General features: G+C 66.7%; 11 protein-coding genes and 2 pseudogenes. 4 read left to right on the forward strand and 9 right to left on the reverse strand.

Annotated elements, in window-relative coordinates:
- Positions 1 to 11 precede the first annotated feature (11 nt).
- On the forward strand, positions 12 to 1,565 hold the full coding sequence (locus VAR608DRAFT_RS13565; RefSeq protein WP_088954533.1) for a DHA2 family efflux MFS transporter permease subunit: 1,554 nt from the start codon (positions 12 to 14) through the stop codon (positions 1,563 to 1,565).
- A gap of 9 nt (positions 1,566 to 1,574) precedes the next feature.
- On the opposite strand, the gene VAR608DRAFT_RS13570 is transcribed toward VAR608DRAFT_RS13565, so the two are convergent.
- Positions 1,575 to 2,525 carry a GlxA family transcriptional regulator gene (locus tag VAR608DRAFT_RS13570; RefSeq protein WP_088954534.1) on the reverse strand — a complete coding sequence of 317 codons (951 nt, stop codon included), beginning with the start codon at positions 2,523 to 2,525 and terminating at the stop codon, positions 1,575 to 1,577.
- Between the two features lie 120 nt (positions 2,526 to 2,645).
- Here VAR608DRAFT_RS13570 and VAR608DRAFT_RS13575 point away from each other — a divergent pair, with 120 nt between their 5' ends.
- Positions 2,646 to 3,779 carry a thiolase family protein gene (locus VAR608DRAFT_RS13575; RefSeq protein WP_088954535.1) on the forward strand — a complete coding sequence of 378 codons (1,134 nt, stop codon included), beginning with the start codon at positions 2,646 to 2,648 and terminating at the stop codon, positions 3,777 to 3,779.
- Positions 3,780 to 3,793: 14 nt separating this feature from the next.
- Here the strand turns inward: VAR608DRAFT_RS13575 and VAR608DRAFT_RS13580 are convergent, their stop codons facing one another.
- From VAR608DRAFT_RS13580 to VAR608DRAFT_RS13600, 5 genes are read right to left on the reverse strand one after another with little or no spacing between them, the layout of a single operon-like run.
- Positions 3,794 to 4,513: a hypothetical protein gene (locus VAR608DRAFT_RS13580; protein ID WP_088954536.1), complete on the reverse strand. Its 720-nt coding sequence runs from the start codon at positions 4,511 to 4,513 to the stop codon at positions 3,794 to 3,796.
- 19 nt (positions 4,514 to 4,532) lie between these two features.
- Entirely contained in the window at positions 4,533 to 5,318 is a 786-nt protein-coding gene (locus tag VAR608DRAFT_RS13585) for an enoyl-CoA hydratase/isomerase family protein (protein ID WP_088954537.1), read from the reverse strand.
- A 38-nt stretch (positions 5,319 to 5,356) separates the two neighbouring features.
- The gene (locus VAR608DRAFT_RS13590) at positions 5,357 to 6,250 is read right to left on the reverse strand and encodes an alpha/beta hydrolase (protein WP_088954538.1); all 894 of its coding nucleotides are present in this window, start codon (positions 6,248 to 6,250) and stop codon (positions 5,357 to 5,359) included.
- A gap of 27 nt (positions 6,251 to 6,277) precedes the next feature.
- Positions 6,278 to 7,459 carry an alpha/beta fold hydrolase gene (locus VAR608DRAFT_RS13595; protein WP_172843848.1) on the reverse strand — a complete coding sequence of 394 codons (1,182 nt, stop codon included), beginning with the start codon at positions 7,457 to 7,459 and terminating at the stop codon, positions 6,278 to 6,280.
- Positions 7,460 to 7,487: 28 nt separating this feature from the next.
- The gene (locus VAR608DRAFT_RS13600) at positions 7,488 to 8,198 is read right to left on the reverse strand and encodes a flavin reductase family protein (protein ID WP_088954540.1); all 711 of its coding nucleotides are present in this window, start codon (positions 8,196 to 8,198) and stop codon (positions 7,488 to 7,490) included.
- A 257-nt stretch (positions 8,199 to 8,455) separates the two neighbouring features.
- Between VAR608DRAFT_RS13600 and VAR608DRAFT_RS13605 the strand changes: the two genes are divergently transcribed.
- On the forward strand, positions 8,456 to 8,941 hold the full coding sequence (locus VAR608DRAFT_RS13605; RefSeq protein WP_088954541.1) for a (2Fe-2S)-binding protein: 486 nt from the start codon (positions 8,456 to 8,458) through the stop codon (positions 8,939 to 8,941).
- The gene (locus VAR608DRAFT_RS13610; RefSeq protein ID WP_197700521.1) at positions 8,938 to 11,130 is read left to right on the forward strand and encodes a xanthine dehydrogenase family protein molybdopterin-binding subunit; all 2,193 of its coding nucleotides are present in this window, start codon (positions 8,938 to 8,940) and stop codon (positions 11,128 to 11,130) included. Before VAR608DRAFT_RS13605 ends, VAR608DRAFT_RS13610 begins: the two co-directional genes overlap by 4 nt.
- A gap of 117 nt (positions 11,131 to 11,247) precedes the next feature.
- On the opposite strand, the pseudogene VAR608DRAFT_RS37950 reads toward VAR608DRAFT_RS13610, so the two are convergent.
- The 3 genes and pseudogenes from VAR608DRAFT_RS37950 to VAR608DRAFT_RS13620 form a co-directional block, all read right to left on the reverse strand.
- Positions 11,248 to 11,658: pseudogene (locus VAR608DRAFT_RS37950) on the reverse strand (TolC family protein); the annotation flags it as partial.
- The gene (locus VAR608DRAFT_RS37955) at positions 11,573 to 12,319 is read right to left on the reverse strand and encodes a TolC family protein (protein WP_231973494.1); all 747 of its coding nucleotides are present in this window, start codon (positions 12,317 to 12,319) and stop codon (positions 11,573 to 11,575) included. The pseudogene VAR608DRAFT_RS37950 and the gene VAR608DRAFT_RS37955, both read right to left, overlap by 86 nt.
- Positions 12,320 to 12,527: 208 nt before the next feature.
- Positions 12,528 to 12,725: pseudogene (locus tag VAR608DRAFT_RS13620) on the reverse strand (efflux transporter periplasmic adaptor subunit); the annotation flags it as partial.
- Positions 12,726 to 12,762: the final 37 nt, after the last annotated feature.

The raw sequence follows: 12,762 nt of genomic DNA on the forward strand, positions 1-12,762 counted from the left end.
GAACCCGCACCATGTCCGCCTCCGTCGCTGCCGCACAGCGCCCGCTCTCGGGCGCCCCGCTCGTCCTGGGGACGCTCGCGCTGTCCCTCGCCACGTTCATGAACGTGCTGGACACCTCGATCGCCAATGTGTCGCTGCCCGCCATCGCCGGCAATCTGGGTGCGAGTCCCAACCAGGGCACATGGATCATCACCAGCTTCGGGGTGGCGAATGCCATTTCGGTGCCGCTGACGGGTTGGCTGGCGCAGCGCGTCGGCGCGGTGCGCCTGTTCACCGCCAGCGTTCTGCTCTTCGTGCTCACGTCCTGGCTGTGCGGGTTCGCGCCCACGCTGGAGGCGCTCATCGTCTTCCGCATCCTGCAAGGCCTCGTGGCGGGGCCGATGATCCCGCTGTCGCAGACGCTGCTGCTGTCCACCTATCCGGCGGAGCGTTCCGGCACGGCGCTTTCAATGTGGTCGATGACGACGCTGGTCGCCCCGGTCGCCGGGCCGCTCCTGGGCGGATGGATCACCGACAACGTCTCGTGGCCGTGGATCTTCTACATCAACGTGCCCGTGGGCGTCCTCGCGGCGGCCGTGACCTGGAGCATCTACCGCCATCGCGAGACGCCCACGCGCAAGCTGCCGATCGACGCGGTGGGTCTCGGCCTGCTGGTGCTCTGGGTCGGCACGCTGCAGGTGCTGCTGGACAAGGGCAAGGAGCTCGACTGGTTTCACTCGCCCGCCATCGTCGCGATGGCCGTCGTCGTGGCCATCGGCTTCGTCGTCTTCCTGATCTGGGAACTGACGGCCGAGCATCCGATCGTCGACCTGCGGCTCTTCGCGAGCCGCAACTTCGCCATCGGCGTGATGACGCTGTCGCTGGCCTGGCTAGTCTACTTCGGCAACGTGGTCCTGCTGCCGCTGTGGCTGCAGCAGTACATGGGCTACACGGCCACGGCGGCGGGTTTTGCGCTGGCGCCGGTCGGCGTGCTGGCGGTGCTGCTGTCGCCCTTCATCGGGCGGATCCTGCCCCGCGTGGACCCGCGATGGATATCGACCACCTCCTTCGCCGTGTTCGTCGCCGTGCTGCTGATGCGCTCGCAGTACACGCCGCAGGTCGACCAGTGGTCGATCGGGCTGCCGACCTTCATCCAGGGCGCGGCCGTCGCCTGCCTCTTCACGCCGCTGGTGGCGATCATCGTCTCGGGCCTCGAGCCGTCGAAAATCGCCTCGGCCACCGGCCTGAGTAACTTCGTTCGCATCACGGCCGGCGCCTTCGGCACGTCGATCACGACGACGCTGTGGGACAACCGCGCAACCCTGCACCACGCGCACCTGACCGAGTTCTTCACCTCTGCGAGCCCCGACGCCACCGAGGGATTCGCCGCGCTCGGCAAGCTGGGGCTCGATGCGCAGCAGGCCGCGGCGCAGATCAACCGGTTCATCGACCAGCAGGCCTTCACGCGGGCGGCGGACGACATCTTCCTGGGCTCCGCCCTTCTGTTCGCGCTGTTGATCGCGGTGGTCTGGCTGGCCCGGCCGGCGCGCACGTCAGCGCCGATCGATGCCGGCGGCGCGCATTGAGGCCTGGCCTCAGCTTCGCGGCATCCGCGCCTCCCTGCGAACCGCCTGCGGGGGCACGCCGAACCCTCGCATGAATGCCTCTCGCAGGTGACGCCGGTCGCGAAAGCCCGTCTCTTTCGCGACCACCTCCACGGGATGCCGGCTGCTCTCGAGCATCAGCCGGGCCGCTTCGATCCTGAGACCCTCGACCGCCTTGGCCGGCGACTGGCCCGTCTCGGCCGCGAAGACGCGGCTGAACTGGCGCGGGCTCAGGTGCGCGACGTCGGCCAGTTCCTCCACGCTCAGCGAATGGTCCAGGTGGCGCCGCGCATGTTCGAGCGCCTGCTGGATGCGGTCGGACTTGGGCGCGAGCTTGAGCATCTCGGAGTGCTGCGACTGGCCGCCCGAGCGACGCTGATGCATCACCAGCCGGTGCGCGACGGATCGGGCGATCTCGGCGCCGAGGTCCATCTCGACCAGTCCCAGCGCCAGGTCGATCTCCGCCGTCATGCCGGCCGAGGTCCACACCGGTCCGTCGGTGACGTAGATCCGATCGGCTTCCACTTGAACGGCGGGATGTCGCTGCTGAAGCGCATCGGCCCAGTACCAGTGGGTCGTGGCGCGGCGACCCTCGAGGAGCCCGGCGTCCGCCAGCACGAACGAGCCGGTGCAAAGCCCGCAGGTTCTTTGAGAGCGCCCGCCGAGCTTGTCCACCAGCCGCAGCAATGCGGGCTCGATCGAGGTCGCCAACGGGTCGATGACGCCGGCCACCATCCAGGTGTCGGCACTGCTGCGGGCCGTGAGCATCCGGGCGCGGACGGTCAGCCCGAACGACGAGCGGACCGCTCCGCCGCCGAGGGCGTAGTTCTCCACCTCGTAGACCGTCCGCCGCGCCAGCAGATTGGCGAACTCGAAGACGGGCTGGGTGCTGAACGTCATGACCTGAAAGCCTTCAGGAAGCACGTAACCGATGCGATGCATGGAATGTTCCTCGCCAGGGTATGTCCGTATTCATGACTATATACGTCCTTTACGCCATGGCGTGGAGACTGCACCATTGACCTCGACGATCCCCTTACGTCACCGCCTGGAGAGAACTTCATGAAAGCCGTCATCGGCGCCTACGCGCGCTCGCCGTTTCACTTCGCCCGCAAGGGCCGCCTCGCCGAGGTGCGGCCCGACACATTGGCCGCGCAGGTCGTCCAGGGCCTGCTGCGCCGCACCGATCTCGATCCGGCGCTGATCGAGGACGTGATACTCGGCTGCGCCTACCCCGAGGCGGCGCAGGGCAACAACCTGGCGCGCATCGTCGGCCTGCTGGCCGGACTGCCGCAGGAGGTCGGCGGCATGACGGTGAATCGCTTCTGCGGCTCGTCGATGCAGGCCGTGCACATCGCCGCGGCGCAGATCGAGGCCGGCATGGGCGAAGCGTTTCTGTGCGTCGGCGTGGAATCCATGACCACGGTGCCGCAGGGCGGCTTCAATTTCTCGCCCAATCCGGAGCTGAAGGCGAACACCGACGCCTACCTGTCCATGGGCGAGACGGCAGAGAACGTCGCGCAGCGCTGGAACGTGAACCGCGCGGACCAGGACCTGCTGGCCCTCCAGTCCCACCAGAAGGCCGCTGCGGCACGCGAGCAGGGCCGGCTGGCGGCCGAAATCGTTCCGATCGCACTGACCGATGGCGAGGTGATCGACATCGACGGCTGCATCCGCCCCGGCACCACGCTGGAGGCTCTCGCGGCCCTCAAGCCGGCGTTCCGCCCCGATGGCGTGGTGACGGCCGGCACCTCGTCGCCGCTCACCGATGGCGCAGCGGCGGTGCTCGTCACGAGCGACGAATTCGCCGCTCGCCATGGCCTGAACCCGCTCGCCCGAGTGCGCAGCTTCGCAACTGTGGGGGTCGACCCGGCCATCATGGGCATCGGCCCGATCCCGGCGACCCGCAAGGCGCTGAAGCGCGCCGGGCTGGCTGTCGCTGACCTGGACGTCGTCGAGATCAACGAAGCCTTCTCCTCGCAGGCGCTGGCCTGCATCCGTGACCTGGGCCTCGATATGGCCAAGGTCAATCTCGACGGCGGTGGTCTGTCGATCGGCCATCCGCTCGGCGCGACCGGCGCGCGCATCACCGGCAAGGCGGCGGCTCTGTTGCAACGCCAGAACGGACGCTACGCGCTGTCCACGCAGTGCGTCGGGGGCGGCCAGGGCATCGCCACCGTGCTCGAGCGGCTGTGAGCGCGGCGAGCGCTTCAGGTGAACCGGAAATCCTGCAGATCGATGGCGACCATCAGCAGGTCGCGCACCGGCTTGCCATCGGGGCCGCGCACATAGGCGCGACGGCGGGTCGGCAAGCGGATGCCCTGCGCTTCCACGATCCGGTCGACGTACTGCGCCGCGGGGAAGGAACCCGCAATGTCCACGTGGTAGTCATGCCGGCGCAGCAGGAAGTCCTCGCCGAAATAGAAGTCCTGCTCCCTGCTGTGGCTCGCGATGTGGTCGGGAAAGCGCGCCCGCAGGCCTCGCCACTGCTCGCCGCCCTCCTCGATCGGATCGATCTCGCTGACCTCGAAGCCCGGCATCGCCACGAAGAACGGCGTCGTCAGGTAGGTCCACATCGCGTACCCGTTGAAGTAGGCGCGGTGAAGCGGGTCCCACGCCGTGTTCATGGTGTGGCCGTCGAGTGACGCACGCGGGTTGTCGCGTTCACGCACGACGGTGCCGTCGAGGGTCTCGATCGCCACGCGCCCGGGACGGAAGCTCGTGCGCCAGTCGGGCTGGCCGAACGGCGTCACCGAGGCGAACTCTTCCTGCGTGGAAACCGTCATCTGGCGCGGTGCCGCGTCCTGGATCAGCCCCTTGAGCGCCCAGAGCCCACCCCCGGTCGAGAGCTGGGCCGTGACGCTGCTGAACTGGTTCCACCGATCGAGGCCGCCATGCGCCTTCAGCACCTGCTGCAACAGATCGTTCATGACTTTCCTTCGCGGCCGCTCAGCGGCCCTTGAAATCGAGAACTGGCCTCGGCTTGCCCGCCTTCAGCGCATTGACCGCCGAGGTGAGGCCGCGCCGGACGTCATCAGTTTCGAACAGCGGCATAGCGATGTCGAGCATTGCCTCGTCAGCGGAAGAGACACCGCCGACGGCCCATGCACGCAGCAGCGCCTTATGGGCCGCGTAGGCGCGCGTCGGCCCTTGCGCGACCTTGCGCGCGAAGGCGCGGGCCTCCTGCAGCAGCTCTGCATCCGGGACCATGCGGTTCACGATGCCGAAGCGCTCCATCGTCGCGGCCGGCACCCGTTCGGAGGTCAGGGCCCATTCAGCGGCGCGCGAACGGCCCGCGCGCTCGGCGGCCCGGTAGATGCCGCCCAGCACGGTGACGATCCCGAGCGATTGCTCCGGGTGTCCGAAGGTGGCCGATTCGCCGGTAAAGATCATGTCCGCCCGCAGCGCAAGCTCGAAGCCGCCGCCAAAGCACAGACCTTGCACTGCCGCGATCACCGGCATGGGCAGGCGCTCGAAGCGGTTGAATACCGACATGTAGTAGTCGAAGCGCTCGCGCAGCGACTGGATGCTGGCGTCGGGCCAGCCCATGATGTCGCCGCCGAAGCTGAAGTTCTCGCCTTCGCTTCGCAGCAGCACGGCGCGTACATCGCTGCGCTCGATGGCGGCCACCGCCTCCGCGAGCTCATCGACCATCTGGTCGTCGATGCGGTTCTGCGGCGGGCGGTCCAGCACGATGGTGGCGATCTCGTCGAAGTGCACGGTGAGGTGGGACATGGTGCGATCCTTTGTCTTGATGGGGTTGGGAGGCGAGCTCAGCCCAGGTGCTGCTTGAACCACTCGACGGCAGCGCCGCTGGATACATGGAACTGGGACAGGTAGGGGTCGAAGTGCCCGCCCTCGATCGTGACCAGGCGCTTGGGCTGCAATGCGCGCTCGTAGGCGGCCAGTTCCAGGTCGGTCAGCGTGATGGTGTCGCGCATCGCGACCACCATCAGCAGCGGCGTCGGCGACACCCGAGCGATCCACTGGCCGGGCTCGTACATGCGCGCGGCGCGGGTCGAGCGCACGGTGACGTTGTTTTCCCAGGCGCCAGGCGGCACCGGCTGCAGGTAGAAGTCGATTGCATCCCTCGCGCGGTAGGAAGCCGCGATGCGCATGTCGTCGCTCACGATGGCCTGCCGCCGTGGGGGCTCGCCGCGAAGCTGTGCGCGATCGTCTTGCGCGAACATCTCTTCGATCGTCGCCACGTTCTCCGGCGGAATGCGACGCAGGCCCTGCTCGTAGCCGCTGATGGTCGGCACCTGCGCGACGACGCATTTCAGGCGGCGGTCCGTCGCCCCGAGCACCAGCGCGTGGCCGCCGGCATAGCTGGTCCCCCAGAGGCCAATCCGCTTCGGGTCGACCGCGTCGAGGGTTTCCAGGTAGCTGATGGCGCGCCGCCAGTCGGCAACCTGTCGCCACGGATCGACGTCATGGTGCGGCACGCCCTCACTGGCGCCGAAGCCCCGGTGGTCGTGAAGCAGCACGACGAAGCCGGCCTCCGCGAAAGCCTTGGCGAAGGGCTCGATGCCCTGCTCCTTCACGCCGGCATAGCCATGGGCCATGGTGATGGCGGGACGACGGCCTTCGCCAGGCGGCACGAAGAGCCAGCCGCGAAGCTTGACGCCGCCGTCGGCTTCGAATTCCACATCGGTGCGTTTGATCATTTCCGTTCTCCTTGGAAGGTGTGCGCCTCAGTCGGCGCCATAGAAGTGGCTCGCATCGACCCGGCCCTGCAGCCGCCGGCCGAGCTCGGCCGAGAACTTCAAGGCGCCGCCGAGCGGCCGGTGATGGATGGCGGCGCGGACGATCTTTCCTTCCTCGTTCCGGGTGAGGACGGTGATGCCGCTGAGCTTCTCGCCGCCGAAGGCCTGCGCCTCCCATTCGAGGTAGCTGCGCGGGCCGCTGGTCGATTGGTGCGTGAAGGCGAGTGCCTCGTAGATCCGGCTGGCCGTGCCCATCACGGCCTTGACCAGTTCGGCGCCGGCCACGGGCTTGGCCAGCGTGCTCGCCTCGAGGACGATGTCCGCAGCGAACGCCTCGGCGAAGGCGTCTGACGACTTCTGCTCGAATGCGCGGGTCCACCCCTGTTGCGCGGTGGCTGCGCCGGCGCTGTGGTCGACGGTCGAGAGAAACTCTCCGAGCGCCTTCGCGAAGGATTCCGGTTGTTCTACGTGCGCCCAGTGGCCGGCGTTGCCGATGCAGGCAAGGTCCGGCGCGTCGAAACGCGGGGCCACGGCATTGTCGACAAGGTCCGCGGTGACGAAGGAGTCGCCCTCGCCGCGCACGATGAGTACGGGGCCGGTGAAGCGGGAGTGCGATGCGCCCAGAGCGTGGCCACGGTTCCAGAGATCGGCAAACACACCGACCGAAGCGGGATCCACCGCGTCGCCCATACGGCCGAGCGTTTCGAGTCGATCCCCATCCAGGTTGACCGACAGATGGCGGCGAAGATCGCGTTGAGCGCCCGGGTTGCCACCCAGCGTGCGGAAGGGCTGCATCATGTCGTCGGGCATGCCCGTGCCGGCCAGCGGGACCGGCGTCAGCAGGACCAGCGCGCGCACTTGCGAGGCCAGATCGCCCGCGACCATCTCGGCCACTTGTGCGCCCATGCTGTGGCCCACCAGCACCACCGGTCGTTCCAGCGCGCCCACCTGCTGCGCGACATCTTCGGCGAAGCCGTCGAGATTGAATGGCCCGCGCTCGCCTGAGCGCTCCCCCATGCCGGGGAGGTTCACGCACAGCGCATCGGCTGCGCGCGCACCAAGTGCCTGGACGACGTCGTTCCAGACGGCAGCACCATCCAGAAAGCCGTGGATGAAGACGAGCGAGGGTTCGCGGCCGGCGTCAGCCGCCGCTGGATGGACCGAGGTCATGAAGTGCTCCTGTGAGGTGTGTCGGGAATCAGCGCGTCGCGCCGGAGGCGGACCACTCTTTCGAGTCGATCGGCGAATAGCCATCCGCGTGCCCGTCGAGGCGGCCGGCGCGCTTGCCGCGGAAGGAGCTCAGGAGCTCTTCGTCCAGGGGCGTGGTGAAGGCGTTGTGCACGAGCGTGTATTCGGCGGCCAGGCGACCCACCGCTTGCAGGGCGCCGGTGTCGATGCGGCCGCCGTCCATGTACACGTCATCGCGGATGTGGAAGCGAACGACCTCGCCGAACACCACGTGGTCGTTCATGCCCCCCATCGGGATGATGCGGTCGAGCTTGCACTCCAGCGAGATCGGCGCGTCCTTCACGCGAGGCACCTTGACGATGACCGAATCCGCCTTCTCGAGGCCGATCGCAGTGAATTCGTCGACGTCCGATTCGAACTCGAATGCGCTGCGGTGCATCGCATGCGCTAACGGCAGCGTGGCCATGTTCACCACGAACTCGCCCGTGTCGCGGATGTTGACGAAGGTGTCCTTCAGCGTGACGCCGTCGGAACGCGGCTGCAGCGAGATGGAAACCACCGGTGGCTTGCGCCCCACGGCGGTAAAGAACGAGATGGGTGCGAGGTTCGCGATGCCGCTCTTGGATTGCGTGCTCACCCAGCCGATGGCGCGCGGGAGGATGGACCCGATGAGAAGCTTGTAGTTCGAGGTCGCGTCCAGGTTGGAAGGGTCGATGATCATGGGGTGCTCCTATGCGCTGTGGGTAGGCGGATTCTGGGAGCACCCTCCTCGGAGAGTTAGACGGCACAGGCGAAAGCGCCTTTTCACTTTCCGCAATGGTCGCAGCGTGTGAGGTCTCGCTCATCAAGAGGACAAGAGGACTCAAGCTTGACGAGTTGAAAGCGAAGGACTACAAGCGCCCAATTGGCTGTGGTCGGTGTACATACGGCGTCTGGGCGGTCGCCGTACGCCGTCCTGCGTCCGAGGAGGGCAATGGAATGTCACAACAAATCTCTGTCAACGGTGCGCGTCGGACTGTGGAGGTGGACGGAGACACGGCCGTCCTTTGGGTGCTGCGTGACGTGCTCGGAATGACCGGAACGAAGTTCGGCTGCGGTATGGGACTTTGCGGTGCGTGCACGATTCACGTGAACGGAAGCGCGACCCGCTCCTGCATCACGCCCGTGGAGTCGGTGGTCGGTGCCAATGTCGGAACCATTGAACAACTCGGGGATTCGCGAATCGGTCGGGCCTTGCAGAAGGCGTGGGTCGATCTCGAAGTTCCTCAATGCGGCTATTGCCAATCCGGGCAACTCATGTCGGCTGCAAGCCTTCTCGCGAAGAACACTGCACCCACCGACAAGGACATCGACGAGTCCATGGCCGGCAACATCTGCCGCTGCGGTACCTACGCGCGCATACGAGAGGGCATCAAGACAGCTGCGCGCACGCTGGCGACCAACCCTGGCAAGGCCAAGTCATGATCACCGATCGCATCCAGGACGGTGCCTCCATGCCAGGCTCCTTCGGAGTCTCCCGCAGGACCTTGCTGTCCGCCAGCCTCGCGGGGACTGGCGGCCTCCTCATCGGCGTGGGAGTTCTGTCGGCCTCGGAAGCCGACGCGGCGCAGACGGCGGCTGGCGCCCCCTTCACGCCGAATGCATTCGTGCGCATCGACCCCGATGGCAGGGTGACGCTCACGATGCCGTACGTCGAGATGGGGCAAGGCACCTACACATCGATCCCGATGCTGATCGCCGAGGAGTTGGAGGTCGACCTCACGACGGTACACGTCGAGCATGCGCCGCCAAACGACAAGCTGTACGCCAATCCGCTCCTCGGCTTGCAGGCAACGGGCAATTCCAATGCCATCCGAGGCGCCTTCGAGCCGATGCGACGTGCCGGGGCAACCGCTCGCGTCATGTTGATCGAGACCGCTGCACAACGCTGGAAAGTCGACGCAGCGACCTGTCGGGCGGCGCACGGTGAAGTGACGCATGGCCCGAGCGGCAGGAAGGCCAAATACGGTGCGCTGGCTGCCGATGCGGCCAGGCTGCCAGTCCCCGAGAAGGTGGCCCTGAAGCCGGTAGACGGGTTCAAGTTGATCGGCACACCTGCCAAGCGCCTGGACACTCCGTCCAAGGTGAACGGCACGGCAAAGTTCGGCATTGATGCGTTGCTCCCCAACATGAAGGTCGCCACGCTGGCGCAATCTCCGGTATTCGGTGGACGCCTGCGCAGCGTCGACGACAGCAAGGCCATGGCCGTCCACGGCGTGCGGCAGGTCGTGCGACTTCCCGACTGCGTGGCTGTGGTCGCCGACCACATGGGCGCCGCAAAGAAAGGCCTCGCTGCGTTGGTCATCGAATGGGACAACGGATCGAACGCCAATCTTTCGACCGCCGACATCGTGGAAGCGATGACGAAAGCATCTGCCGGACCGGCGGCGGTGGCGCGCAGCGAAGGCGACAACGCCAAGGCCATGCAAGGCGCGGCCACTCGCCTTGAGGCCGTCTATGAGTTGCCCTTCCTCATCCACGCCGCGATGGAACCGATGAACTGCACCGTTCACGTGCGCCCGGACAGTTGCGAAGTCTGGGTCGGCAGTCAGGTCCTCAGTCGTGCACAAGCGGCGGCTGCGGCCGTCACCGGATTGCCGGTAGAAAAGGTGACGGTGCACAACCACCTCCTCGGTGGTGGCTTCGGGCGCCGGCTGGAGGTCGATGGCGTCACGCGCGCGGTGCAGATCGCCAAACAGGTCGACGGCCCGGTGAAGGTCGTGTGGACGCGTGAAGAAGACGTCCAGCACGACATGTATCGACCGTACTTCTACGACCGTGTCGCCGCCGGTCTTGATGCACAAGGACGCCCGGTGGCCTGGAGCCATCGCATCACGGGTTCTTCCATCGTCAAGCGCTGGGCACCGCCGCTCTTCAGCAAAGGCCTTGATCCGGAGACGGTGGACGGCGCGGTCCACCCGCCCTACGACTTGCCGAACATCCTGGTTGAATACGTCAACCACGAACCGCCGATCCCCACCGCGTTCTGGCGCGGCGTGGGTCCTGCGCACAACGTTTTCGTCGTCGAAAGCTTTGTCGACGAGATGGCTGCGGCGGCAAAACAAGACCCGGTCGTCTATCGAAGCTCGCTGCTTGGAGACAATCCGCGGGCCAAGGCGGCGATTCAACTCGCGGCCGAGAAAGCCGGCTGGGGATCGCCACTGCCAGCCGGCCAGGCTCGCGGCGTATCCCTGCAATTCGCGTTCGACAGCTACCTTGCTGTGGTGGCCGAAGTGGACGTCTCCAAGGACGGCGACGTGGCGGTGAAACGCGTGGTCTGCGCCATCGATACCGGCGTTGTGGTCAACCCCGACACGGTGCAGGCGCAATTGCAAAGTGCCGTCATCTTCGGCATCTCGGCTGCTCTGTATGGGCAGGCAACCTTGAAGAACGGGCGCATCGAGCAATCAAACTTCCACGACTATCGCGTGCTGCGCATCAACGAGGCGCCGGTGGTCGACACATTCATCGTCAAAAGCACGGCGGCACCGGGCGGCATCGGAGAGGCGGGGACCGCCGCGATTTTCCCTGCGATCACCAATGCGATCTTCGCGGCGACGGGTCGGCGCATCCGCAAGCTGCCCGTCGATTCCGACTCGCTCAAGCGCGCCTGACGCTGGAGGATCAACGCGCAGGTGGGCTTTCTTCCCACCTCCCCCGAGCGCGAGAAACACGTTGACCTGGTCCGACGCCAGCTTGCTGTCGGCTGCGGCAACGGACTGCTCGACGACGGTGAGCGTGCGCGTCGCATCGAGCACCGGCAGATAGCCCAGCCTGCCGAGCGCGAACAACTGTTGCGTATCGTCGGCCGCGCGGCTTTCCTTCTCGCGAGCCGCTTCGAGCAATGCACGCCGCTCCAGGTCGCGGGCATAGGTCTCCAGGGCGCTCTCCGTCTCCTTCAGCGCATTCAGCACGGTGCCATCGAAGTGGGCAAAAGCGATTTGCTGCTCCGCATCAGCCGCGCGAATGCGAGCCTGGATGCGGGACCGATCGGGAAACTGCCAGCTGATCAGCGGCCCGAGCGAGAACTTCAAAGTGTCGGCATCGAGGAAGTTCTTATTGAGTCCGACCGAGCCGATCGATGCACCCAGCGTGACCTTCGGGTAGAGCCGTGGCGACGCCGATGCGGGCGGTCGCCGAATGCAGTTCGAACTCGCTGCGCCGGATGTCGGGGCGACGACGCAGGAGGCTGGCACCGTCGCGGACAGGAATCGGACGCGCCAACTGCGGTTCCTGATCGCAGGACTGGACTGCGTGCGGGAAGTCTTCGGGCGCATGTCCGGTCAGCACCGCCAGTCGGTAGAGCGCCACTCGCTTCTGCGCATTCGATGCGCGAGTGGTGTCCAGCGTGCTCCCGCGGCCCGCGCGGACCAGTGCCCGGGTGAGCTCCGTGCTCTTCTCCAGCAGCGCCACCGAACGCTGCGCCACGGCGATCTCGCGCCCGCACGAGCAGACATCGAGATAGGCGCGGGTGGTTTCCGCGACCACCGTCACCCTGGTCGCGTCGTAGGCGGCGCGCGCGGCACCCGTGTCGGCGTCCGCCGATTCGATGGTTCGCGAGATCTGGCCGAACAGATCGACCTGGTAGGCGATGCCGGCCCCAAGGCCGTAGACGAAATTGTTCGAGAGCGCCTTGCCGGGCCTGAGTTCCTCCTCTGCCGATCGGCGCGAATAGGTGGTCGTAGCCTGCAGGCTGGTGGTCGGATTGCGCGCGGCGTCGGCATAGTCCTGCCCCGCGAGGGCGCGTTCGATGTTTCCCGCCGCGGCGCGCAGATCGGTGTTGGCCGCCAAGGCTTGCTGCACCAGGTCGTCGAGGGCGGGGCTATCGTAGAGGCGCCACCAGTCGGCCGGGACGGGTTCGGGATCGAAGACTGGATTGCTTGCGCCAAGGAATGGGGCCCATTCGAGGCTTGGCTGTTGACCGCCGAGTCCGCAGGCCGTTCGTAGTTGGGCCCCACGGCGGTACAGGCCGCGAGCATCGCGGCAACAAAGAGCATGAGAAGCCGCGCCATCACCGAACTCCCTGCGCCACGGTTGAGGCGGCGCCGTTCGGCGCCTCGACCACTTCGACGGTCGCCGTTCGCCCCATGATCAGCCTCGTGTCCGGAGGCACATGGTCCAGTTGCACCCGCACCGGAATGCGCTGTGCGAGCCGCACCCAATTGAAGGTCGGATTCACGTTGGCGAGCAGGTTCGTGCTGCCGCTCCTCGGCGCTCACGTTTTCTGACCCACTTGCGCTCACCCG

Origin of the sequence: Variovorax sp. HW608 (assembly GCF_900090195.1) — a bacterium.
Classification (GTDB): domain Bacteria; phylum Pseudomonadota; class Gammaproteobacteria; order Burkholderiales; family Burkholderiaceae_C; genus Variovorax.